24 protein-coding genes are annotated in these 23,469 nt (G+C 66.8%); 21 read left to right on the top strand and 3 right to left on the bottom strand.

The annotated features are described in order from the left end of the window. Positions 1 to 129 precede the first annotated feature (129 nt). From trmD to whiG, 10 genes are all read left to right on the top strand, one after another. A complete protein-coding gene (gene trmD / locus BLR41_RS20935; protein WP_092632262.1) occupies positions 130 to 900 on the top strand; it encodes a tRNA (guanosine(37)-N1)-methyltransferase TrmD in 771 nt (256 codons plus the stop codon). A gap of 444 nt (positions 901 to 1,344) precedes the next feature. Continuing rightward, complete coding sequence (rplS, locus tag BLR41_RS20930; protein ID WP_043572209.1) at positions 1,345 to 1,704, top strand: 50S ribosomal protein L19; 360 nt, start codon at positions 1,345 to 1,347, stop codon at positions 1,702 to 1,704. Between the two features lie 352 nt (positions 1,705 to 2,056). Beyond that, on the top strand, positions 2,057 to 3,007 hold the full coding sequence (gene lepB, locus BLR41_RS20925; protein WP_218120298.1) for a signal peptidase I: 951 nt from the start codon (positions 2,057 to 2,059) through the stop codon (positions 3,005 to 3,007). Positions 3,008 to 3,009: 2 nt separating this feature from the next. Continuing rightward, the gene (locus BLR41_RS20920) at positions 3,010 to 3,792 is read left to right on the top strand and encodes a ribonuclease HII (protein ID WP_218120297.1); all 783 of its coding nucleotides are present in this window, start codon (positions 3,010 to 3,012) and stop codon (positions 3,790 to 3,792) included. Positions 3,793 to 3,813: 21 nt separating this feature from the next. Then, positions 3,814 to 4,137, top strand: a complete 324-nt coding sequence (locus BLR41_RS20915) for a DUF2469 domain-containing protein (RefSeq protein WP_043572207.1) — start codon at positions 3,814 to 3,816, stop codon at positions 4,135 to 4,137. A 311-nt stretch (positions 4,138 to 4,448) separates the two neighbouring features. Continuing rightward, positions 4,449 to 4,850 (top strand): YraN family protein, encoded by a 402-nt coding sequence (locus tag BLR41_RS20910; protein WP_092632065.1) that lies wholly within the window; start codon positions 4,449 to 4,451, stop codon positions 4,848 to 4,850. A 1-nt stretch (position 4,851) separates the two neighbouring features. Further along, complete coding sequence (locus BLR41_RS20905) at positions 4,852 to 6,375, top strand: YifB family Mg chelatase-like AAA ATPase (protein WP_092632062.1); 1,524 nt, start codon at positions 4,852 to 4,854, stop codon at positions 6,373 to 6,375. Continuing rightward, entirely contained in the window at positions 6,372 to 7,523 is a 1,152-nt protein-coding gene (dprA, locus tag BLR41_RS20900) for a DNA-processing protein DprA (RefSeq protein ID WP_092632059.1), read from the top strand. The genes BLR41_RS20905 and dprA overlap by 4 nt, the downstream gene beginning before the upstream one ends. A gap of 69 nt (positions 7,524 to 7,592) precedes the next feature. Then, entirely contained in the window at positions 7,593 to 8,573 is a 981-nt protein-coding gene (locus BLR41_RS20895) for a tyrosine recombinase XerC (RefSeq protein WP_092632056.1), read from the top strand. Beyond that, positions 8,548 to 9,540, top strand: a complete 993-nt coding sequence (whiG, locus tag BLR41_RS20890) for an RNA polymerase sigma factor WhiG (RefSeq protein ID WP_092632053.1) — start codon at positions 8,548 to 8,550, stop codon at positions 9,538 to 9,540. Before BLR41_RS20895 ends, whiG begins: the two co-directional genes overlap by 26 nt. Positions 9,541 to 9,628: 88 nt before the next feature. On the opposite strand, the gene BLR41_RS20885 is transcribed toward whiG, so the two are convergent. Further along, complete coding sequence (locus tag BLR41_RS20885) at positions 9,629 to 10,261, bottom strand: murein hydrolase activator EnvC family protein (protein WP_092632050.1); 633 nt, start codon at positions 10,259 to 10,261, stop codon at positions 9,629 to 9,631. A 516-nt stretch (positions 10,262 to 10,777) separates the two neighbouring features. Here BLR41_RS20885 and rpsB point away from each other — a divergent pair. The 7 genes from rpsB to BLR41_RS20845 all read left to right on the top strand — a co-directional run bounded on the left by rpsB (position 10,778) and on the right by BLR41_RS20845 (position 16,691). After that, positions 10,778 to 11,614 (top strand): 30S ribosomal protein S2, encoded by an 837-nt coding sequence (gene rpsB, locus BLR41_RS20875; RefSeq protein WP_092632044.1) that lies wholly within the window; start codon positions 10,778 to 10,780, stop codon positions 11,612 to 11,614. Between the two features lie 95 nt (positions 11,615 to 11,709). Continuing rightward, positions 11,710 to 12,525 (top strand): translation elongation factor Ts, encoded by an 816-nt coding sequence (gene tsf, locus BLR41_RS20870; protein WP_092632041.1) that lies wholly within the window; start codon positions 11,710 to 11,712, stop codon positions 12,523 to 12,525. A 276-nt stretch (positions 12,526 to 12,801) separates the two neighbouring features. Continuing rightward, entirely contained in the window at positions 12,802 to 13,554 is a 753-nt protein-coding gene (pyrH, locus tag BLR41_RS20865) for a UMP kinase (protein WP_092632038.1), read from the top strand. A gap of 121 nt (positions 13,555 to 13,675) precedes the next feature. Beyond that, positions 13,676 to 14,233 carry a ribosome recycling factor gene (gene frr / locus BLR41_RS20860; protein ID WP_092632036.1) on the top strand — a complete coding sequence of 186 codons (558 nt, stop codon included), beginning with the start codon at positions 13,676 to 13,678 and terminating at the stop codon, positions 14,231 to 14,233. A gap of 40 nt (positions 14,234 to 14,273) precedes the next feature. Beyond that, complete coding sequence (locus BLR41_RS20855) at positions 14,274 to 15,119, top strand: phosphatidate cytidylyltransferase (protein ID WP_092632033.1); 846 nt, start codon at positions 14,274 to 14,276, stop codon at positions 15,117 to 15,119. A 9-nt stretch (positions 15,120 to 15,128) separates the two neighbouring features. Then, on the top strand, positions 15,129 to 15,881 hold the full coding sequence (locus BLR41_RS20850) for a class I SAM-dependent methyltransferase (RefSeq protein ID WP_092632030.1): 753 nt from the start codon (positions 15,129 to 15,131) through the stop codon (positions 15,879 to 15,881). Between the two features lie 327 nt (positions 15,882 to 16,208). Further along, positions 16,209 to 16,691 (top strand): hypothetical protein, encoded by a 483-nt coding sequence (locus BLR41_RS20845; RefSeq protein ID WP_092632027.1) that lies wholly within the window; start codon positions 16,209 to 16,211, stop codon positions 16,689 to 16,691. A gap of 70 nt (positions 16,692 to 16,761) precedes the next feature. On the opposite strand, the gene BLR41_RS20840 is transcribed toward BLR41_RS20845, so the two are convergent. Then, entirely contained in the window at positions 16,762 to 17,448 is a 687-nt protein-coding gene (locus BLR41_RS20840; RefSeq protein WP_092632024.1) for a metal-dependent transcriptional regulator, read from the bottom strand. A gap of 204 nt (positions 17,449 to 17,652) precedes the next feature. Between BLR41_RS20840 and rlmN the strand changes: the two genes are divergently transcribed. After that, positions 17,653 to 18,768 (top strand): dual-specificity RNA methyltransferase RlmN, encoded by a 1,116-nt coding sequence (gene rlmN / locus BLR41_RS20835; protein ID WP_092632021.1) that lies wholly within the window; start codon positions 17,653 to 17,655, stop codon positions 18,766 to 18,768. A 227-nt stretch (positions 18,769 to 18,995) separates the two neighbouring features. Here rlmN and BLR41_RS20830 read toward each other — a convergent pair whose 3' ends face one another. After that, a complete protein-coding gene (locus tag BLR41_RS20830; protein ID WP_092632254.1) occupies positions 18,996 to 19,295 on the bottom strand; it encodes a DUF2631 domain-containing protein in 300 nt (99 codons plus the stop codon). A gap of 307 nt (positions 19,296 to 19,602) precedes the next feature. On the opposite strand from BLR41_RS20830, the gene dxr reads away from it, so the two are divergent. The 3 genes from dxr to ispG all read left to right on the top strand — a co-directional run. Then, on the top strand, positions 19,603 to 20,856 hold the full coding sequence (gene dxr, locus BLR41_RS20825) for a 1-deoxy-D-xylulose-5-phosphate reductoisomerase (protein ID WP_092632018.1): 1,254 nt from the start codon (positions 19,603 to 19,605) through the stop codon (positions 20,854 to 20,856). Continuing rightward, a complete protein-coding gene (locus BLR41_RS20820; RefSeq protein WP_092632015.1) occupies positions 20,856 to 22,136 on the top strand; it encodes a M50 family metallopeptidase in 1,281 nt (426 codons plus the stop codon). Before dxr ends, BLR41_RS20820 begins: the two co-directional genes overlap by 1 nt. Before the next feature lie 247 nt (positions 22,137 to 22,383). Then, the coding region (gene ispG / locus BLR41_RS20815) for a flavodoxin-dependent (E)-4-hydroxy-3-methylbut-2-enyl-diphosphate synthase (protein WP_092632012.1) at positions 22,384 to 23,469 on the top strand (1,086 nt) is incomplete at its 3' end.

The following is a 23,469-nucleotide window of genomic DNA, read 5'->3' as shown; positions in this document are numbered from 1 at the left end:
CGCCGTTTCCCACCGCCGGAGCGTCCGTTCGAGGTGCGCGCTCCGAACCCGGTGCGTTTTGTGCGGTGCCCCCGGCTCGCAGCCGTGCGGTTCGGCGAGGCAACGGCCCTACCCCGGAAGGGAGCTGTGTTGCGGATCGACGTGTTGACGATCTTTCCCGATTATCTGACTCCGGTACGGGAGGCCCTGCTGGGAAAGGCGATCGAGCGGGGCAGGATCTCCGTGGGGGTGCACGACCTGCGTGACTGGACCCACGATGTCCACCGCTCGGTCGATGACAGTCCCTACGGCGGTGGCCCCGGCATGGTGATGAAACCGGACGTGTGGGGTGAGGCGCTCGACAGCGTGGCTGCCGATACGTCCGAAACCCCCCGCCTGGTCGTCCCCACACCAGCCGGGGTGCCGTTCGACCAGCACACTGCCCGTCGTTGGGCGGGCGAGGAACGCCTGATCTTCGCCTGTGGCCGCTACGAGGGCATCGACCAGCGAGTCATCGACGACGCCGCCCGCAGGATGCCCGTCGAGGAGGTGTCCATCGGCGACTACGTCCTCGTCGGTGGTGAGGTGGCCGCGCTGACCATGATCGAGGCCGTGGTGCGGTTGTTGCCCGGGGTGCTCGGCAATCCGGCCTCGGCTGAGCAGGACTCGTTCTCGGACGGACTGCTGGAAGGGCCGAGCTACACGCGCCCGGAAACCTGGCGGGGGCTCTCCGTCCCCGATGTGCTGCGCTCCGGCGACCACGCGGCGGTGCGGCGCTGGCGCAGACAGCAGGGGTTGGAGCGTACGTGGCTCCGCCGCCCCGAGCTGCTCGACACGCTTCCTCCGGAGGAACTGGACGAGCACGACCGGGCGCTGCTGGAACGGCTGCGACGGGAGCGCGCCTCGTCAGGTGAGGAGTAGCCGGGACGGCACTGCCCGGTTCGGTCGCCCTGTTCGGCTGCCGGGTTCGGCCACCGGGTTCGGTCGCCGGGTTCGGTCGCCGGGTCCGACTGCTCGGGGAGGCGCCTCGACGCTCTCGTGCGCGGTGGTTCCGGGGCTCGTTCGGGGACGACGAACCCGGCTGATAAGCTGCCCGGTGAGACAATGCGACCGGTGCGGTGGCAGTACCACCGGTGATCGCTTTTCTGCTTCGGCAGACGTCTTCCTCGTGGTACGGGGTGACGCAAAACGGCTCGGTGACCACCCGAGGCCCGATCGGTGTTGTCGGGTGGGTCACAGGGGAATCCGCGCGGCCCGTCCGGGCCGAGAGGCGGATCGGTCGCCGTGACGCGAGTCGCGGCTCGCCCGAACAGATTTCACTGTCGTGAGTGAACGTTCAACGACACGGATGAGGACGGACCACCGATGAACAAGCTGGACGCGCTGGACGCCCAGTCGATGCGTTCCGACATCCCAGACTTCCGGCCCGGCGACACGCTGAAGGTCCACGTCCGCGTCATCGAGGGTTCGCGCGAGCGTGTCCAGGTCTTCCAGGGTGTGGTCATCCGCCGGCAGGGCGGTGGCATTCGGGAGACCTTCACCGTTCGCAAGGTCTCCTTCGGTGTCGGCGTGGAGCGCACCTTCCCGGTGCACAGCCCCAACATCGCCAAGATCGAGGTCGCCACGCGTGGCGACGTCCGGCGGGCGAAGCTGTACTACCTGCGTAACCGGGTCGGCAAGGCTGCGCGCGTCAAGGAGAAGAAGTTGGCCAAGTCCTCCTCCTGACGCGCTCCCGCGCCGGTGGCAGCTATCGACCACCGGGCGGAACGTCATCGACGATGCACGGTCCCGAAGCTCGGGGCCGTGCATTTTGTCGTCCCGAGTGTTCGGAGTTTTCCGCCCGACTCCTTCGCGCCGTACGGAGTTGCGGGTGGGTTTCCTTCGATCAGGTGAAACCGGCGGGCTCGGTGCCGACGCGTCCCGCCCGATCGTGGGCCACCCGGTCCGAAAACCGGGTGGGATGATCGTGACAGATCGGTAAAAGCGCACCGCAACCGTGATGAATCCGGCAACTGTTACGCGTGTTCCGGCGCGGGGTCGCGGGAAACGGGCGTCGTGTATCCAGTAGCCTGGCCGCGTGGCCGACGTCATGCGTTCCCAAGGACCCGACGAGGACCCCCCGGAGGGCTCCTCGGACGAGCAGGCAGCCGCCGAGCAGCCGGACGAGACGCGCTCCTCGGCGCGAAACGCCTCGAAGCGGTCCGGAAAGCCCCGGAAGGGTTCCTTCTGGTGGGAACTGTTCGTCCTGATAAGCACCGCGCTGGTGCTGACCGTGCTGCTGCAGCTGTTCGTCGCGCGGGTGTTCCTGATCCCCTCACGCTCGATGGAGCAGACGCTGCACGGTTGTGACGGATGCAGCAACGACCGAATCCTCGTCGACAAGATCACCTATCGGTTCAGCGATCCCCAGCCCGGCGACGTGGTCGTGTTCAGCGGACCGAAGAGCTGGATGGCCGACGAGGGCGGTGTCTCCGAACCCGCCAACCCCGTGGTCGGTTTCTTCCACCGCGTCGGTTCGCTGCTTCACCTGGTCGAGCCCGCCCAGAAGGACTTCGTCAAGCGCGTGATCGCCACCGGCGGGCAGACCGTGGAATGCTGCGACGAGCAGAACCGGGTTCTGGTGGATGGCGAGCCGCTCGACGAGCCCTACATCCACTGGGCTCCCGGAACCCCGCAAAAGCAGGAGGAGTTCGGTCCGGTGACCGTGCCGGAGGATCACCTCTGGGTCATGGGTGACAACCGGAACAACTCGCTGGACTCCAGGTACCAGGGTGGTGGTGGTCGTGCCGGTGCCGTTCCGCTCGACAACGTGGTCGGCAAGGCGCAGGTGATTCTGCTGCCGCCGGGACGGTGGCAGGGTATCGAGGAATCGAACCCGCAGGCCGTGGCCCTCCGGGCCGACGAGGATCCGTGGTCGGAGCCTCCCGGCTGGGAAGGACTGCGGTACCTGGTGGTCGTACCGGCCGTCTGGTCGACTCGCCGTGGTTCGCTGGTTGCCGCACGCTCGCGGATGTGGGAGCGACGCTGAGCTTGCGGAACAAATCCGCTGAGCTGGGGTTGCCGCGCACCATCGTGCGCAGGGATGCCGGTAGCTGGGCACTGCAGAACGCACTGGAACGTCGTGGGCTCGGCCCGGTGGCCGGTGTCGACGAGGCGGGGCGCGGCGCTTGCGCCGGGCCACTGGTGGTAGCCGCCTGCGTGCTGCGCGCGGGCTCGGGCCGTCGGTTCGACGGGTTGACCGACTCCAAGCTGCTCACCGCCCGGGCGCGTGATCACTGGTTCGAGGTGGTCCGTTCTTCGGCGGTGGGATACTGCGTGGTTTCGGTCGAACCCGCCGAGATCGATGCCATGGGGGTGCACGTCGCCAACCTGGAAGGAATGCGCCGTGCGGTCGCCGGTCTCGGGGTTCACCCCGGTTACGTACTCACCGATGGTTTCCGGGTTGAGGGGTTGGCCACTCCCAGCGTGGCCGTGCGCAAGGGGGACCGGGCGGCCGGCTGCGTGGCGGCGGCTTCCGTGCTCGCGAAGGTCAGCCGGGACCGAATGATGAACGAACTGCACGACTCGTGCCCGGGATACGGTTTCGACGTGCACAAAGGGTATTCGACAGCGCGACACACCGCTGCTCTCCGGTTACACGGTCCCACCACGGAGCATCGCTGGAGTTACTCGAACGTGGTGAAGTCCGCGGTTACTCACGGTATGCGTTCGCCACGAGGCAACAGTAGTGAATCCGGATTGTTCGATGCTTTTGATCAAGCTGTGATGGACAATGGGAGTGCCGCCATTGGGCATCCGTGGACCGATCAGTGACAGGAAAGGGCTCGCACAGCCATGAGCGCCGAGGATCTCGAGAAGTACGAGACCGAGATGGAGCTGCAACTCTACAAGGAGTACCGCGACATCGTTGGTCAGTTCACCTACGTGGTGGAGACCGAACGGCGTTTCTACCTGGCCAACGGGGTGGACGTTCAGGTGCGCAACTCGGATACCGAGGTGTATTTCGAGGTGGTCATGTCGGATGCCTGGGTCTGGGACATGTACCGCCCGGCTCGGTTCGTCAAGAACGTTCGTGTGATCACGTTCAAGGACGTCAACGTCGAGGAGCTCGACAAGCCGGAACTCCGGCTCCCGGAGAGCGGGACTCCGTTCGGCTGACCGGTTCGCTTGCTCGCATCGGGGGGCGAGCGGCGAGGGTGCGGGACGGATGCCACGGGAGGTGCCGGGGATCGGCATGAATACCCACGTGTCGTCCTTCTGGAGGGTGTCGTCTCCCGAACGCGGCCGGGAGACGGCTCAGGTACCGGCACCGGCCGAGTGAGCGAGCTCCGCCACGAACTGGTGAGCCACGGCAACGCGGTTGTCCACATCGCCTGCGGTGCTTCACAACCGAACGATTCGAGTTTGGTGGGCGTGTGGCGCTCCGTGCAGGTTGGAAGTGTCCGATCCAACCGATCCCGGAGGCGCCCATGACACCGAGACCCATCATCGGAGCAGTCTCGGACGACGACACGCACGGCAGGAGACACGCCCTGGGAAGAGCGGGCGAGCAACTGGCGGCGGAGTATCTCCGACAACGGGGACTGGTGGTGCTCTCCCGTAACTGGAGCTGCTCGCAGGGGGAACTCGACATCGTCTGTACCGACGGTCGTCGCGTGATCGTCTGCGAGGTGAAGACGCGATCCGGGATCGATTACGGTTCCCCGGTCGAGGCAGTGAGCCCGCACAAGGTACGCAAACTGCGAGAGGTCGCCGCCGCCTGGCTCCGGGCCCACGACGTCCGCAACTGTCCGGTCCGATTCGATGTGTTGTCCGTGCTGTGGCCACCCGACTCGCCGGTCCGCATCGAGCACCACGAGGAGGTGTGCTGAGTTGTCGCTGCACACCACCTGGGCGGTGGCGTTGTTCGGTGTGGACGGTGTGCTGGTCGAGATCGAGTCCGACGTCCGGAGTGGGGGTATCCCCAGTGTTCAGCTGCTGGGGCTGCCGGACGCGGCGCTGCAGGAATCGAAGAACCGGGTCCGTGCCGCGATCAGGAACTCCGGGGAGTACTGGCCGCAGTCCTGCATCACCCTGGCGTTGTCACCGGCTGCCATGCCGAAGACCGGCACCTCGTTCGACATCGCCCTGGCCATGGCGGTGCTCGCCGGGGCCGAACGCGTACCCGCGGGCGGGCTCCACGGAACCGTCTTCTTCGGGGAGCTGGCGCTGGACGGTCGTATTCGTCCGGTACGCGGACTCGTGCCCGGGCTGTTGGCAGCCGTATCTGGCGGTATGCGACGTGCGGTCGTGCCGTTGGAGGGGCTGCGGGAAGCCGGTCTCGTCGAAGGGATCGAGATCCTCGGCGCCGAGACTCTGCGGGAGGTGCTCGACTGGATACGAGGCACCGGAGAGCTGTGGTCCGCCCCCGATCCGGCGGACGAGGACGTGCCGCGGTCGACTCCGGCGCCGGATCTGGTCGACGTCCTCGGGCAACCGGAAGCGCGATGGGCACTGGAGATAGCGGCGGCGGGGGGCCATCATCTCCTGATGGTCGGTCCGCCGGGGACGGGCAAGACGATGCTGGCGGGGAGACTGTCCGGCCTGCTTCCGGAACTGTCGGTACCGCAGGCCCTGGAGACCACCGCGGTGCACTCCGTCGCGGGTGAGCTGCCCGAGAACGCCACTCTGCTGCGTACCCCGCCGTTCGTGGCTCCGCACCACTCGATATCCGTTCCCGGTCTGATAGGCGGAGGAACCGGGCTCGCCAGGCCTGGTGCCGTCAGTCGCGCCCACCACGGAGTGCTGTTCCTGGACGAAGCCTGCGAATGGGGGACGAAACGGCTGGAATCCATGCGGACCGCTCTCGAAGAGGGGGAGATCCGATTGTCCCGGAGTGAGGGCACCCTGCGTTATCCGGCCCGATTCCAACTGGTCATGGCCACCAATCCGTGTCCCTGCGCACCCGCCAGGGACATCGACTGCCAGTGCACACCGCACGCTCGCCGAAAGTACTTCGGCAGGCTTTCCGGGCCGTTGTTGGACCGTATCGACCTGCGTGTGCGGATGCGTCCGATGTCCACGATGGAACTGCCCGCCGCCGAAGCCCCCGAGTCCTCCTCGGCAGTGCGTGAGCGGGTGGCCCGAGCACACCGAGCCGCTCTCCTGCGGTGGGAGAAGCACGGCTGGCGTTCGAACGCCGAAGTTCCCGGCCCCGTGCTGCGCCGTGAGTTCCCACTGCCGGACAGTGCCACGAGACTGCTGGACAAAGGACTCGACACGGGTGCGTTGACGGCAAGGGGAGCCGATCGGTGTCTGCGCGTCGCCTGGACGCTGAGCGATCTTGACGGGGCGGAATCCCCGGATGCGGAGCACGTTGCCGCTGCGCTGCAGTTTCGTGACAGGGCCATCGCATGAACGCCTCCGTCGACCCTGTAACCCACGAGCGACTGTGTGCCTGGGCGTATCTCTCCGCCGTCGCCGAACCCCCGGCTCCGGCTTCCTACGGTTTCGTCGCGGTGCACGGTGCCGAGATCGCCGCCGATCGGATTCGAGCGGGCGACGTTCCCGGCGCGGTGATCAACGAGACCGCCGCTCGTCGGGAGCACGTGTGTGGTGCCGAACTGTTGGAGCGCGCCCACCGGTCCGGAATTCGGCTGATTACTCCCGAACATCGGGAGTGGCCCGGTGGCCGGACCGCTTTCCTGGAGGGGGCGACCGAGGTCGGCCTGTCCGGGATGGCCGCTCCGATGGCACTCTGGTGTCGTGGGGCCGTCTCACCGGAAGCCGTGTTGCGCAACGCGGTCGCGGTGGTCGGTGCCCGTGCCGCGACGGGTTACGGCGAGTCCTGCGCGGCGGAACTGGGGTATGAACTGGCCCGTTCCGGAGCGACCGTGGTCTCGGGAGCCGCCTACGGAATCGACGGTGCCGCACATCGCGGTGCGCTCGCCGCGGGTGGAGCTACGGCGGCGATTCTGGCGTGCGGTCCGGAGCTCGACTACCCGGCGGGGCATGCCAGGCTCATCGCACGGATCGCCGAGAACGGGATGGTGTGCAGCGAGTACCCACCCGGGACCCCGCCGCGGAAACACCGGTTTCTGATTCGCAACCGCCTGATCGCGGCCGCGACCGCCGGGACCGTTGTGGTGGAGGCGGGACTCCGGAGCGGGGCGGGGAACACCGCGGCCACCACCGACACCCTGGGGCTACCGGTGATGGCTGTGCCCGGTCCGATCACCTCGGCCAATTCGTCCGGTTGCCACGAGCTGATCCGTTCCGGAAAAGCCGTACTGGTGACCGCCGCCGCGGACGTGCTTGAGGTTGTCTCGGGCATCGGTACCGCCCCGGCGCCGGAACGTGACCCCAGCCCACGTCCCACGGACGAACTCGACGAGGTCTCCAAACGTGTCCACGATTCACTCTCGCCGACCCGCCGTCGTACCGCCGAACAGCTCGCACAAGACACGGGGATAACGCGAAAGTCGGTGGTCACCTGCCTGAGCGCGTTGGAGATTTCCGGATTCGTCCGCTGTGACGATCGAGGATGGACACGTTGCGAGCAGTGAGATGTCGAGCGCGTATCGTGGCGTCGTGCTACTTGATTCCGGCGAATGTACCCAGCGACGTCACTCGGCATGAATCAGAAACGTTCCCAGCAGTCGACCAGGCCGGACCTGCTCGCGACTCGTCGAGGTCTTCCCACCGAACCGGCTACGGCAGTCGATCGTTTCGAGCGGTATCTGGCCTGGGAGAGAGGGCTCTCCAACCACACCGTGCGTGCCTACGTCACCGATGTCGTCTCGTTACTGGCACATTTCGTGTCCGAGTGCACGGAGCAGGACCCGAGGCTTCACGATCTCGGTATCGACTCGCTTCGTGCCTGGCTGAGCGCCGAGCACGAACGAGGTGCCAGTAGAACCACGCTCGCTCGGCGTGCGGCGGCCGTCCGGGCTTTCACGGCTTGGGCACATCGCCGGGAGCTGCTGGCGGAGGATCCCGGGCCTCGGCTGTCCGTTCCGGGCGGCCGACGCAGGTTGCCGTCCGTCCTTCGCGAGGATCAGGCGGACTCGGCGCTGCGTGCGGCCGCTGCCGGAGCCGAGCAGGAGGACCCAGTCGCGCTACGTGATCACGCGGTGCTCGAACTGCTCTACGCGACCGGTGTGCGGGTCTCCGAACTTTGTGGACTCGACCTGGAACACATCGATCACGAACACCGCATGCTGCGTGTGATCGGCAAGGCCGACCGGCAGCGAGCGGTTCCGTTCGGCACTCCGGCCGCACGTGCCCTGGCCCGGTGGTTGGAGGTCGGACGTCCGGAGCTGTCCGGTACCGCCTCGGGCAACGCTCTGCTGCTCGGTGTTCGCGGTGGTCGGCTCAATCCGCGCAGCGTGCGACGTATCGTCCACGACGCCGTCAGCACCGTCCACGATGCCGGTCGGTTGAGTCCGCACGGTCTGCGTCATTCCGCCGCGACGCATCTTCTGGAAGGAGGCGCGGACCTGCGTAGCGTACAGGAGTTGCTCGGTCACGCTACGCTTTCGACAACGCAGCTCTACACTCACGTGACCGTCGAACGGTTGAAGGCGATCCATGAGCGAACCCACCCCCGTTCCTGACGATGCCGGGGGCGCGGCCCGAGCGGCAACCGCGCGATCAGGCATGCGGCCCGCCGAAGAGGCGGAGGAGACGGAGCAGCATCCCCGGCACGGCAACGGACAGCGCGGCGAAGGTACCTCTCGATTCGACTCGATGCTCCGGAAGGAGTGGTGGCCGCGGGGCGATGCCACCTCCACCGCCGGCCATGCCGAGGATCGTGAGGGCGAAGACGTCACGGCCGGGATAGTCGCACTGTGGCAGGCATTCGGCCGGAACCGGGACCAGCGGCTTCGTGATCGGCTGGTGCTGCACTACGCGCCGCTGGTCAAGTACGTGGCCGGCCGCATCGGCACCGGGCTGCCCGCCCACGTGGAGGTCTCCGATCTGATCCAGTCCGGGGTGTTCGGACTCGTCGACGCGATCGAGAAGTTCGAACCCGAGCGAGGACTGAAGTTCGAGACCTATGCCATGCAGCGCATCCGCGGGGCGATCCTCGACGATCTGCGAGCGCAGGACTGGGTTCCCCGTTCGGTGCGCAGCCGTGCCCGGGACGTCGAACGCGCCTCGGAGCGCCTGGAGGCCAAGCTGCAGCGCACGGCCACCGACTCGGAACTGGCCGAGGAGCTCTCGCTGTCCGTCGAGGAGCTGCGAGAGTTGTTCGCGCAGCTGCAGATGACCAGCGTGGCCGCGCTCGACGATCTCATCGGAGTGGGGCGGGGCACCGCTTCGCTGGCCGAAACGCTGCCGGACGAGCGTGCCGAGGATCCGGTCAACACCCTCGTCGACCGTGACAGCAGACGCCAGCTGGCCGAGGCGGTGGAGCGGTTGAGCGAACGGGACCGCATCGTTGTGACGCTGTACTACTTCGAGAATCTCACCCTCGCCGAGATCGGGAAGGTGCTCGGCGTCACCGAGTCCAGGGTGTGTCAACTGCACACCAGGGCTGTGTTGCGTCTGCGGGGGAAATTGACCGAGCCGGGAAACTGATCGAGGATCTTCGCGCCGGGTTGACGAACCGCTCGAGGAGTGAATCCCGCCGGCGCAGCGGTACCGGGGACAGCGGGTAACCAACGCGTCACGTCTCCGGTGCCCTCCCGGGAGCGCGGTGCGGGAAGAGCCGCGGGTGGCGGCCCCGTCGGTGTCCCGGTGGCCCCGTTGGACGGGGCCACGGCAGGAGTCGGACATGGCCCGTGGCGAGCCGGAGCAACGGGTCGAGATAGGTCTCGTGCTCGCGTAGTCCCCAGTGCAGGCAGGTGCGGGGGGTCTTCGCGGCACATTCGGGGTGGCCTCGGGTTACTGCGCCGATGATCTCGCCTCGCTCGACCGACTGCCCGGTGGTGACTTCGGGGAGAACCGGTTCGTAGGTGGTGCTCAGGCCGTTGCCGTGGCCGATGGCGATCACGTGCCTGTCCACCACGAACCCGGCGTACTCGACCGTTCCGGAGGCCGCCGCGAGAACCGCTTCGCCGGGAGACGCCCGCAGATCCACTCCCCGGTGGCCGGGGCCGTAGCGGTTCGGTGGGCTTCGGAAATCCCGAACCACTTCCACCGAGCCACGCAACGGCTCCCGCAGCCGGAGGCCGGGGGTGCTCGTGCCGGGAGGATCCGCGGGACCTCCGGGGGAGTCCACGGGAATGTCGGGGCTGCTCGACGCGGTGACGGTTCCGGTTCCCAGGGCCAGCACCAGTGCTACTACCCAACCACGCATGCGGATCACACTGCCGGAGTCGTGCGCTCACCGGCGAGGCCGGAGTTTCCCTCGGGTGGACCGATCGAGAAGCTGTGGAAAATCGCCACCGCGATGTGGTTGCCACCTGTTGTGGCGTACACTCGTTCCCGCGACTCGTCCTACGACGAGTTCGACTTCGCGTACGCGCGTATCGATCGCATCACCCCCGGATTCCGTATTCGGAGTCCGTCTCCCGGATCGGTCGAGGTGCTTCGTTCCGACGATCCCTCGCGGGCCGGTCCCGAGGAGAGCCGCCCGTGTGGGTTGCCCGAGGACGGCAACCGATACGAAAGGGTTTCCGCCCCTGGTGGTGGAATCATGGTGCGGGGCGACGGTGCGGCGGTCACGAGGAGTCGTCCGCGGTCCCGGTCTCACCGAGGGTGTCCGGGCGGCGGCTCCGCGCGTACCAGGGTGATGGGTCACCCGGCTCATCACGGCAACCGAAATCGCGCGCCGTCGAACGGCGCGCCCGACACGTGAGGTGCGAAGCAGGCCATGGCCGTCGTCACCATGAAGCAGTTGCTCGACAGCGGTGTGCATTTCGGGCACCAGACCCGCCGCTGGAACCCGAAGATGAAGCGCTACATCTTCACCGAGCGCAACGGCATCTACATCATCGATCTGCAGAAGACCCTGTCCTACATCGACGGGGCTTACGACTTCGTCAAGCAGACCGTCGCCCACGGCGGCACCATTCTGTTCGTCGGGACGAAGAAGCAGGCGCAGGAAGCCATCGCCGAGCAGGCGCAGCGCGTCAACATGCCGTTCGTCAACCAGCGCTGGTTGGGCGGTATGCTCACCAACTTCCAGACCGTGCACCGTAGGCTGCAGCGTCTCAAGGAGCTGGAGACGATGGAGCAGACCGGTGGTTTCGAGGGGCGCACCAAGAAAGAGATCTTGATGCTGACCCGCGAGAAGGAGAAGCTGGAGCGCACGCTCGGCGGTATCCGTGACATGTCCAAGGTCCCGAGCGCGATCTGGATCGTGGACACCAAGAAGGAGCACATCGCGGTCGGTGAGGCCCGCAAGCTGGGGATCCCGATCGTCGCCATCCTCGACACGAACTGTGATCCGGACGAGGTGGACTACCCCATCCCCGGTAACGACGACGCGATCCGCTCGGCGGCCATGCTGACCCGTGTGGTCGCGGACGGTGTCGCGGAGGGCCTGATGGCCCGGAGTGGCCGCGGCGAGAGCGCCGAGACCAACGAGAACCAGCAGGCAGCTGCCGAGGAGCCGCTCGCGGAGTGGGAGAAGGAACTGCTGACCGGTTCCGGTGAGTCCGAGGCCGCCGCGAACTCCGAGGCAGGCCAGCAGCCGGCGCAGTCCTGACGAACGGGGGCGTGCCCGTGCCTGTCGGGCGGGCGCGCCCCGTCACTTCGATTTCCCCACCGCGTACACACTCCGACGAGGACGGACAACGCACGATGGCGAACTACAGTGCGGCCGATGTGAAGCGTCTCCGTGACGTCACCGGCTCCGGCATGATGGATTGCAAGAAGGCGCTCGAGGAGACCGAGGGCGACTTCGACAAGGCGATCGAGAACCTGCGCATCAAGGGCGCCAAGGACGTGGGCAAGCGGGCCGAGCGCTCCACCGCGGAAGGCCTGGTCGCAGGTGGGAACGGTGTCCTGATCGAGTTCAACAGCGAGACGGACTTCGTCGCGAAGAACGACGAGTTCGTGGAGCTGGCCGACAAGATCGTCGCCGCGGCCAAGGAAGCGGGCTCCACCGACGTCGAGACGGTCGGCGAAGCCAAGCTGGGTGACAGCACCGTCGGCACGGCTATTCACGACCTGTCCGCCAAGATCGGCGAGAAACTGGAACTGCGCAGGATCAGCGTCTTCGACGGCCAGGTGGCCACCTACTTGCACCGTCGTGCGGCGGGACTGCCGCCCGCAGTGGGGGTCCAGGTCGAGTACACCGGTTCCGACGAGGAGGCCGCGCGGGGCGCCGCGATGCAGATCGCGGCGTTGAAGCCGCAGTACCTCTCCCGGGAGGACGTCCCCGAGGACATCGTCGAGAACGAGCGCAGGATCGCCGAGGAGACCGCCCGTTCCGAGGGCAAGCCGGAAAAGGCCATGCCCAAGATCATCGAGGGCAGGCTCAACGGATTCTACAAGGACAACGTGCTGCTGGACCAGCCCTCCGTGCAGGACAACAAGCGTTCCGTCAAGGATCTGCTGGACGAGGCCGGAGTCAGCATCACCCGTTTCGCGAGGTTCGAAGTCGGTCAGTCCTGAGCTTCGCGTTGCCGGCCGTGGAATCGTGCTTTTGTCGTGCGCTCCGCGGTTCCGGCGGCCAGGATGTTTACCGGAGTGTTCCGTCTCCGGCGGAGCACTCCGCGCGGGAGCTGTTCCGGGATGACCGCGGAACGGGACCACGAGCGAGCGGGATGTGAATCCGGCACGTGAGTCGGCGCCCGTACGTGGCCTCGTCGTTTCCGGACCGCTCCAGGAATCGGTGTCCGCGCCCCGCCTTCGCAGCCCGAGGGCGGGGCGTTTTCTCAGGAGGAACGAGTGACTGACGACGGCGTACCCGTTGGCCATGTCGGTGAAGCCGGTTACCGACGAGTACTGCTCAAGCTGGGTGGCGAGATGTTCGGCGGCGGCAGCGTGGGGGTAGATCCCGACGTCGTGGGTACGGTCGCGCGACAGCTGGCCGAGGTGGTCGCCAACGGGGTCGAGGTCGCGGTCGTCATCGGGGGCGGGAACTTCTTCCGCGGTGCGGAGCTCCAGCAACGGGGTATGGAACGTGCTCGCGGCGACTACATGGCGATGCTGGGCACCGCGATGAACTGCCTGGCGTTGCAGGACTTCCTGGAGCGCGAACACGGTATCGACACCCGTGTGATGACCGCCATCAGCATGGGGCAGGTCGCCGAACCCTACATTCCGCGTCGCGCCAGTCGGCACCTGGAGAAGGGGCGCGTCGTCATTTTCGGTGCCGGGACCGGTATGCCGTACTTCTCCACCGACACGGCCGCCGCCCAGCGGGCTCTGGAGATCGGTGCCGAGGTGGTGCTGATGGCCAAGGGGGTGGACGGTGTCTACTCGGCCGATCCCAAGACCACACCGAGCGCGGAGCTCTTCGACAGCATTACCCACCGCGAGGTTCTGGAGCGGGGACTGAAGGTCGCCGACGCGACGGCTTTCAGCTTGTGCATGGACAATCACATGCGGATTCTCGTCTTCAATCTCCTGGTGGAAGGCAACATAGCCCGTGCCGCCAGTGGTGCGAAAATCGGGACGCTGGTCAGCACCCCCGGTTAGCACTCCCCGGAGCTCGTGCTGGGATCCTGTTCGGGCTCCGGTGCGATCACTCCCCGCCGGAGCGGTAACCAGTGTCGACAAACCCGTCGGAGCCTGCCGGCCCCGTACCGAAGGAGCAGCCGTGATTGACGAGACTCTTCTCGAAGCCGAGGAGAAGATGCAGAAGGCGGTGACGGTGGCCAAGGACGATCTGTCCACCGTTCGGACCGGCCGTGCCAATCCGGCGATGTTTTCCGGCATCGTCGTCAACTACTACGGTTCGCCGACTCCGCTGAATCAGTTGGCGAGCATCAACGTGCCCGAGGCGAAGCTCGTGGTCATCAAGCCGTACGATGCCAGTCAGCTCGGTGCCATGGAACGCGCTGTCCGGGATTCCAATCTCGGGGTCAATCCCAGTAATGACGGCAACGTCATCCGCATACAGATCCCCGAGATGACCGAGGAACGGCGCAAGGAGATGGCCAAGCTCGCCAAGCAGAAGGGCGAGGACGCTCGTATCACCGTGCGGAATCTGCGTCGTAAGGCCAAGGAAGAGATCGATCGAACCGTCAAGGACGGTGAGGTCGGTGAAGACGAGGGCACGCGTGGTGAGAAGGAATTGGAAAACATCACCCATCGCTACGTTTCCCAGATCGACGAGCTGGTCAAGCACAAGGAAAACGAACTGCTCGAGGTCTGAGGACGTGGTAACCACTGACCAGCGCGAAGGTGAGTCCGGAATGTCGGTCGACGTGCCGGGCGACGCCGCACGCCCTTCCCGCGCCGGACGGAACCTGCCCGCCGCGTTGGCGGTCGGGCTGTTGCTCGGCGCGGGAATCGTCGCCGCTCTGCTGACTTATCGCCACCTGTTCATCGGCATCGTTGCCGTGGCGGCGGCACTTTCCGCGCTGGAACTGGCGGGAGCACTGCGGCGTGGGGCCGGTATTCGACTGGCGCTGTTCCCCGTGCTGCTTGGTGGGCAGGCGATCATCTGGTTGTCCTGGCCTTACGGCTTGCCCGCCGTGCTGGTCGCCTTCGCCCTCACGACGCTGGCGTGTCTGGTCTGGCGTGTTCGACTGGGGGTCGACGGGTACCTGCGTGACGTCACGGCCTCGGTGTTCACCACCGCCTACGTCTTCGTCTTCGCCGCGTTCGGGGCCATGTTGGCCCTTCCGCCCGACGGTGGTTTCCGCGCGCTGTGCTTCATGATCGGTGTCGTCGCCTCCGACACCGGTGGTTACGCTTCCGGAGTTCTGTTCGGGCGACACCCGATGGCCCCCCGGGTGAGTCCCAACAAGTCGTGGGAGGGATTCGTCGGTTCGCTGCTCTCCGGAGTGGCCGCGGGCGTGCTCTCCGTGGGGCTGCTGCTCGGCGGAGCCTGGTGGGTGGGGGCGCTGTTCGGCCTGGCGGTGGTCTGCAGCTCCACCATCGGTGACCTGATGGAGTCGCTGATCAAACGGGATCTCGACATCAAGGACATGGGGACCCTGTTGCCGGGGCACGGTGGTCTGATGGACCGGATGGATTCGTTGCTGCCTTCGGCGGTGGTCGCCTGGAGCACACTGTTCTGGTTGCTTCCGAGCTGACCTAGGGCGATGTTGGCTGGACTTTCGGTCAAACTCGCGGCCGCTCGTGCGGTGGGCTTCGACGAGGTCGAGGTCCGACCGAGCCCCAACGTGTGGAACTGGCCGGATGTCTACGAGTTGGAAAACGCCGCGCAGGACGTCACCGGTGCCATATGGGCGGAACTCCGCCGCCTCCATGACTGGCAGGGGCTCGACGTGGTCGACATCGGCTGTGGCGCCGGGTTTCATCTGCCGGTTTTCGCGAGACGGGCACGCAGCGTGCTGGGGGTCGAGCCCTACCGCCCACTGGTTCGCCGTGCTCGGCGCAGGGTCGCGCTTTCGCGGTGCCGCGATTCGGTCCGGGTGGTTCGTGCCGCTGCTCACCGGGTGCCGTTACTAGCGGGATCCGTGGACCTGATACACGCTCGCACCGCCTATTTCTTCGGTCCGGGCTGCGAGGCAGGCCTCGCCGAAGCGCGGCGTGTGCTGCGGTCCGGTGGTGCGCTGGTGGTCGTCGACCTGGACGGGCGCAGCGCACCGTACGGCGAGTGGATGCGTGCCGACCTTGCCGGTTTCGATCCCGAGCGGATAGAGCGTTTCTTCGCCGCCCGCGGGTTCGACAGTTTCGACGTCGAGACCCGCTGGGAATTCGACGACCGGAAGAGCCTGGAAGCCGTACTGCGGATCGAGTTTTCCCCGTCCGTGGCCCGTCGGGCGGTCGAATCGGTTCCCGGCACCTCTCTCCCGGTGAACTACCGGATTCGAATTCGCCGCGAAGAGTGATCGGTTTTCTTCGTTCGGTGTCGTGCCTATCGATCGAACGACCCGCTTCCGTGCGTTTTCGTGTGGCCGTGGCGCATCGGTCGGTTTCGTTTTCCGCCGTCCACCAGCGTTCCGGATTCGGAGCGCCGATTTCGAACGGGCCCGTTTCGTGGCTGGTCAGTAACCCGAACGACGCCTTGCCATTCTCGCGTTTCCATGATCGACTGTGTTCGAACGAAGTCGGGGGGCTGTCGCTTCGGAGAATTCCGGTTGGTTGGCGGGAGTGCGATAGCTATGGCTGGGGGACCGGTCGAAACGCTCGTGACGGCATTGGATCGAGTCGCACGAATGGAGCCCGGCGAGCGTACCGACGCGGTGCGGGCTCTGGACGGGAACTGCCCGATGTACCGATCACTGCGGAACACGGTCACCGTGGCGCGGATCGCCGCCTTCGCCTCCGGGCTGGCGCTGTGCGTGGCCGTGCTGTTATTGGCCCAGCACGCTCCGATCGAATGGGTGGCGGGATTCGTGTTCGCGGGGTTGTTCGGTTTCGGATGGGTGGTCGTCCGGCTCACCGACAACCGGTTCGACCTGCTGCTCGCCGTCCTGGGCGCCTACGATGCCGAACGGACCGGGGACGGTTTCGCCGCGGCGGACTCGCGGGGGTGCTCTGGTTCCCGGAATGGCGCCGCGGAGCCTGCCGCGTTGTTCGGCGAGAGCTGTCGGGATAACGAGCACGCCTCCAGCGGCGGCCACGAGTCAGGGTGTGGCCATCATTCCGGGGGAAGCCACCGGTCCGGGGACTGTTCGGTCTCCGACGACCCGAAGTGAAAAAGTCCCGGCACTACCGTGGCCGTTACCATTACGGTGCAGTACCACCACCGTTCCGCTGTGGCGGAAATCACTTCTGGACCGTGATGGACAGCGTCTGGGCTATCTCGGAGCCGAGGAAGTGCGTCTCGACCGTTTCGGAGTCGCCCACTCGTACCACCAGTGGCCCGCCGAAGGGTTTGCGCTCCACGACCTCGATCCGGTTTCCCAGCGTCAAACCGTGGTCGGTGAGGTAACGCAGCAGTTCGGAGTCGGTGTCCCACACCCGCGCGATCGTGCCGACGGTGCCCGGTTCCAGGTGCTCCAGCAGTCTGGTCGTGGGTTTTTCCACTACTCCGTCCGCACTCGGGATCGGATCGCCGTGCGGATCGTGGGTGGGGTGTTCGAGCTTGGCCGCTATGTGCTCGACGAGCTCGTCCGAGACGGCGTGCTCCAGCGAGTCCGCCTCGTCGTGCACCTCGTCCCAGGTGTAGCCGAGGATCTCCACCAGGAACAACTCCAGCAGCCGGTGCCTGCGCAGCACGTCGCAGGCGAGTCTGCGCCCCTCGGTGGTGAGTTCGACACTCCGGTACCGCTCGTGGGTGACCAGGCCGAGCTGCGCCAGCTTGTTGATCATCCCTGACACCGATGACGGGCTCAGCCCCAGACGAGCGGTCAGCGTGGTGTTCGTGACCGCCGCGCCGCGTTCGCCCAGCCCGTAGATCGTCCGTACGTAGTCCTCCACGGAGGCTGAGTGGCGCTCAACCATGCCAGTCATGGCTTCACGATAGGACGGCGCTTCGAAAACTCGCCCGCACCCCGCGAAGCGGGTACCGTGTGCGACTTCACGTGCCCGGATGTGTTCGCTCCGTAACAGAGGTTCCTCGTGCCGGTGCGGATGGGGACGCGGGAAGTGCCCCGTCGGGCGTTGCGGGTGACCGCCGCGTTCGTTCGCTCGTCCTCGTGGGATACTGCGGGTGCTATGACCTCGCAGTCCCTACCCCTCGTCTTCGACGCGCCCAAGCGGGGGATGCCTCCCCGGCATCTCGCCGATCTGTCCGCGGAACAGCGTCGTGCCGCCGTCTCCGAACTGGGTGAGAAGCCGTTTCGTGCGCGGCAACTCGCGCAGCACTACTTCGGCAGGCTCACGGCCGATGTGTGGTCGATGAGTGATGTCCCGGCCTCCAGCAGGCAGGTGTTGGCGAACGAGCTGCTGCCCACGCTGTTGACCGCCGTGAACAACCTCGACACGGACGAGGGTGAGACCCGCAAGACGTTGTGGCGGGCTCACGACGGAACCACCCTGGAAAGCGTTCTGATGCGCTATCCGGAACGGGCCACCGTTTGCATCTCCAGCCAGGCTGGTTGTGGCATGGCCTGCCCGTTCTGTGCCACGGGGCAGGGAGGTCTGCAGCGCAACCTGTCGACCGCGGAGATAGTCGAGCAGGTTCGGCAGGCCGCCGCCATGATGCAGGACGGTGAGCTGCCCGGTGGGGCGGGCAGGCTCTCCAACGTCGTTTTCATGGGGATGGGGGAGCCACTGGCGAACTACCGGAGGGTCATCGACGCGGTGCACCGCATCTGTGACCCCGCCCCCGACGGGCTGGGACTGTCCCAGCGCTCGGTGACCATCTCCACCGTGGGGCTCGCGCCCGCCATTCGACGAATGACGGAGGAAGGCCTCCAGGTCACGCTCGCCGTTTCGCTGCACACTCCCGACGACGAGTTGCGGGACACCCTGGTTCCGGTCAACAACCGCTGGAAGGTCGAGGAAGTGCTGCAGGCGGCACGGGGTTACGCCGAGCACACCGGCAGGCGCGTCTCGGTGGAGTACGCGTTGATCCGCGAGATGAACGACCAGCCCTGGCGGGCCGATCTGCTCGGTAAACTGCTGCACGAGCATCTGGGGAGGTTCGCCCACGTCAACGTCATCCCGTTGAATCCCACGCCGGGAAGCAAGTGGGACGCGAGTCCGAAACCGGTGGAGCGCGAGTTCGTGCGGCGGGTCCGTGAGGCCGGAGTTTCCTGCACGGTTCGCGACACCCGCGGTCAGGAGATCGCCGCCGCATGCGGGCAGCTGGCCGCCGAGAACTCCTGATCGAAGTTTTCCGGCCGGGTTGTCGGGATGCTCGCTCGGCGGTGCCTTTTCGAGGATTTCCGGCTCCGGGAAGATCCGCGCGCATCGACAACACGCCAGGAAAGCATTGGTGAGCGGCCGTGGGAGCGGCGTCGCGTAGTGCGCCTACGCGACGCCGGCTAGCTCCTCGCCCGAACCCCGGCGATACGGCCCACTGCCCGGAGGGCGGGTCAACCTCGCCCCCGGATTCAGCGTCGCCACGAGACGCGGCGCCTGCGCAGGTCGTAGATCAGTGCGATCGCCATTCCCAGCGCGATCGCGATCAGCCAGATGTCCGCGCTGATGGGGCTGCCACCACCACTGAGGAGTCCCTGGTGGTTGCCGATGAGCATCATCACCATCGCGAAGGTGGAGAACCAGCCCGCGATCTGGATGCCTTTCGGGAACGATCCGTGCCAGCCCCATTCCACCGAGGGCTCTTCGGCGGGATCGATCGCCTGGGTCGGTGTCCGTTCACTCTGGGTCTGTTCCAGCTCCGTGCTTGCCACGCGTTCCCCTCCTGTAACCGTCGCGACTCCCGGCCTCCGAGCCGCGGACGCCGAATCGTCGGCATGGGGCGGTACACGGCTTCGTCGCGGATCGAACTGCCGCACGGCACGCGGACCGCCGATGTCGACCATCCTCGCACACCCTCGGGCGGTGACCGCCGCAGCGTTGTCGGCAGTGTGACCGGTCACCCCGGGTGCCCCTCACTCCTGCCTCCCGGTCACTGCGGGCCGGCTCGCCGGCCACTCGGTTCCGCGGAACGAGACCGCGATGACGCGTGACGTCGCCGGTGGGCGAGAATGACCCCCGATGGTCTCCGCCCAACCGGACGCGCGCGCCCGGCACGACGAACGCGACACCGTGCACACCGTCACGCTGCTGGGATCCACCGGCTCCATCGGTACCCAGGCGTTGGAAGTCATCCGGCAGGCCCCCGAGCGGTTCCGGGTGGTCGGTCTGGCCGCCGGTGGCAACGATCCCGCTGCGCTGGCCGCGCAGGCCCTCGAACTCGGGGTGGAGGTCGTGGCCGTGGCTCGGGCCACGGCCGTCGAGGACGTGCAGCTCGCGCTCTACGCCGAGGCGCAGCGGCTCGGCTACTCGACCGGCCGTTTCCGGCTGCCACGGCTGTTGGCCGGACCGGACGCCGCCACCGATCTGGTGCGCGAGACCGAGGCCGACGTGGTCCTCAACGGCATGGACGGCTCGCGGGGCCTGCGTCCCACGCTCGCCGCCCTGCACGCGGGCTCGCGGTTGGCGCTGGCGAACAAGGAGTCGCTGGTCGCGGGGGGAGCGCTGGTCACGAGGGCCGCTTCCCCCGGGCAGATCGTCCCGGTGGATTCCGAGCACTCCGCGCTGGCGCAGTGCCTGTGGGCCGGTCGTGCTGCAGAGGTGGAACGGCTCGTGCTTACCGCCTCCGGGGGGCCGTTCCGGGGCTACGACCGTGAGGCGCTGCACGAGGTGAGCGTCGAGCAGGCGCTCGCCCACCCCACGTGGGCCATGGGGACGGTAGTGACCATCAATTCGGCGACGATGGTGAACAAGAGCCTGGAACTGATCGAGGCCCACCTGCTGTTCGGCGTGGAGTACGAGCGCATCGACGTCGTGGTGCATCCGCAGTCGATCGTGCACTCGATGGTCACCTACGTCGACGGCGCTACCATTGCGCAGGCCAGTACCCCCGACATGCGGCTGCCGATCGCGCTCGGGCTGGGCTGGCCCGACCGGATCGGCGGAGTCACCCCACGGCTGACCTTCGAGCAGGCGGCCTCGTGGACGTTCGAGCCGCTCGACGACACGGCCTTCCCCGCCGTGCGGTTGGCTCGGGAGGCCGGTGGGCGGGGCGGATGCCTGCCCGCGATCTACAACGCCGCGAACGAGGAGGCCGTGGCCGCGTTCGTCGCCGGTAACAGTCGTTTCACCAGCATCGTGCACACTGTGGAGGAGGTACTGGCAGGGGCCGACGCCTGGTGCGCCGAGCCGGCCAGCGTGGACGAGGTGTTCGAAGCCGAGGAGTGGGCTCGTCGCAGGGCCCGCGAACTCGCCGGTATGGAAAGAGCGCATTGATGCTTGTCGTGCTGGGCATCCTGATTTTCTTCCTCGGGCTGTTGTTCTCGATCGCTTGGCACGAGTTGGGCCACCTCGCGACGGCGAAGATGTTCGGCGTCAAGGTGACCCAGTACATGGTCGGGTTCGGCCGCACGCTGTTCTCCAGGCAGGGCAAGGAAACGGAGTACGGCGTCAAGGCCGTTCCGTTCGGCGGTTTCATCCGGATGATCGGCATGTTCCCGCCGAAGCGGGATGAGGAGTACGGGCGCACGGCTTCCTCCGCGCCGTGGCGGGCCATGGTCGAGGACGCCAGGCAGGCCGTGGCCGAGGAGGTCCGGCCCGAGGACTCCCACCGGCAGTTCTACCAGCGCAAACCCTGGAAGCGGATCATCGTGATGGCCGCGGGGCCGTTCATGAACCTGATCCTGGCCGTCGGCATCTTCACCTCGGTGCTGATGGGCTACGGGGTCGCGGAGCCCACCACTACGATTCGCTCGGTCAGCGAGTGCGTGGTGCCAGCCGGTCAGAGCACCCAGGAATGCCCGCCCGACGCGCCGAAGTCACCCGCGGCGGCGGCGGGTTTCCGGCCCGGTGACGAGATCCTGCGGTTCAACGGCCAGTGGGTCGAGTCGTGGTCGGAGCTGCGCAACTCGATCCGCGATGCCTCCGGCACGACGACCGTGCTCGTCGAGCGGGACGGGGAGAGGATCACGCTCCGCCCCGAGCTCATGCAGAATCCCCAGCCGAGACTGGGTGAGGCGGAGGGCTTGGTCGAGGTCGGTTTCCTCGGAGTGAGCCCCACCGATCACCTGGTGCGGCAGAACTTCGGCCAAGTGGTCACTCGAATCGGCACCATGATCGGCGCGACCGCGCAGAAGGTTGTCGAGCTGCCCAGCAAGGTGCCCGATCTGGTGGCCGCCATCGGCGGGCAGGAGCGAGCGAAGGACTCCCCCGTGGGGGTGGTCGGCGCGAGTCGGCTGGGCGGCGAGGTGCTCTCCTACGACGAGCTCTCCGTGAGTGCCCGGTTGATCATGATGGTCCAGCTGCTGGCGGGTGTGAACCTCTCGCTGTTCCTGATCAACATGCTGCCCCTGCTGCCGCTGGACGGGGGGCACATCGCGGGTGCGTTCTGGGAGGCGCTGCGGCGCAACTTCGCGAAGCTGACCCGCAGGCCCGATCCGGGGCCGTTCGACACGGCCAAGCTGATGCCGCTGGCCTACGGGATCAGCATCGTGTTCATCGCGTACTCGCTGCTGGTGTTGGTCGCGGACGTGGTCAACCCGGTGACACTCACCTGAGGTTCCCCGGAGCCGGTGGGCTGAGCGCCCCCGCGGTACCACGCACCGTGTTACTAACCTCACTCGACAGGCCTGGTAAGAAGGCGGGCATCACTCGAAAGGTGACTTCCCGTTCGAGCCGTGGTCCGTGCCGGTATCGTGGGTGGCGGTCCGGTGCCTCTCACCCGCCGGGCCCCGTCACCCCGAGGTTCCCGTCATGTCGCGGGACCGACAATTCGATCCGCATTGCGAAGGTGGAGAAGACGCGATGACCGTCGATCTGGGTATGCCCGCCAATCCCGAACCGGTACTCGCGGAACGGCGTAAAACCCGCCAGTTACAGGTTGGGCCGGTCGGTGTCGGTAGTGATCACCCGGTCTCGGTGCAGTCGATGACCACGACGAACACCACCGACATCAACGGCACGCTGCAGCAGATCGCCGAGTTGACCGCCTCGGGCTGTGACATCGTGCGTGTGGCGTGCCCGACCGCCGACGACGCGGCGGCGCTGCCCGCGATCGCCCAGAAGTCGAAGATCCCGGTGATCGCCGACATCCACTTCCAGCCGAAGTACGTCTTCGCGGCCATCGAGGCGGGCTGCGCCGCCGTGCGGGTCAATCCGGGCAACATCCGCAAGTTCGACGATCAGGTCAAGGAGATCTCCAAGGCGGCCAAGGACCACGGCACGCCGATCCGCATCGGCGTCAACGCGGGCTCGCTGGACAAGCGTCTGCTGGAGAAGTACGGCAAGGCCACACCGGAGGCGCTCGTCGAGTCGGCGTTGTGGGAGGCCTCGCTGTTCGCCGAGCACGACTTCCACGACGTCAAGATCTCGGTCAAGCACAACGATCCCGTGGTGATGGTGCGGGCCTACGAACTGCTGGCCGAGCAGTGCGACTACCCGCTGCACCTCGGTGTGACCGAGGCCGGTCCGGCGATGCAGGGCACGGTCAAGTCGGCCGTGGCCTTCGGTTCGCTGCTGCGGCAGGGCATCGGCGACACGATCCGCGTGTCGCTGTCCGCCCCGCCGGTCGAGGAGGTCAAGGTCGGCACCCAGATTCTGGAGTCGCTGAACCTGCGGCCGCGCAAGCTGGAGATCGTCTCCTGCCCGTCCTGCGGCCGGGCGCAGGTCGACGTCTACAAACTCGCCGACGAGGTCACCGCCGGTTTGGAGGGCATGGAGGTTCCCCTCCGCGTGGCCGTGATGGGCTGCGTGGTCAACGGTCCCGGTGAGGCCCGCGAGGCCGACCTCGGGGTGGCCTCGGGCAACGGCAAGGGGCAGATCTTCGTCAAGGGCGAGGTGATCAAGACCGTGCCGGAGAACCAGATCGTGGAAACCCTCATCGAGGAAGCC

Origin of the sequence: Actinopolyspora mzabensis, from assembly GCF_900101095.1 — a bacterium.
Classification (GTDB): domain Bacteria; phylum Actinomycetota; class Actinomycetes; order Mycobacteriales; family Pseudonocardiaceae; genus Actinopolyspora; species Actinopolyspora mzabensis.
Note: the sequence above shows the minus strand (reverse complement) of the source record. Positions and strands in the feature narration are given on the sequence as shown.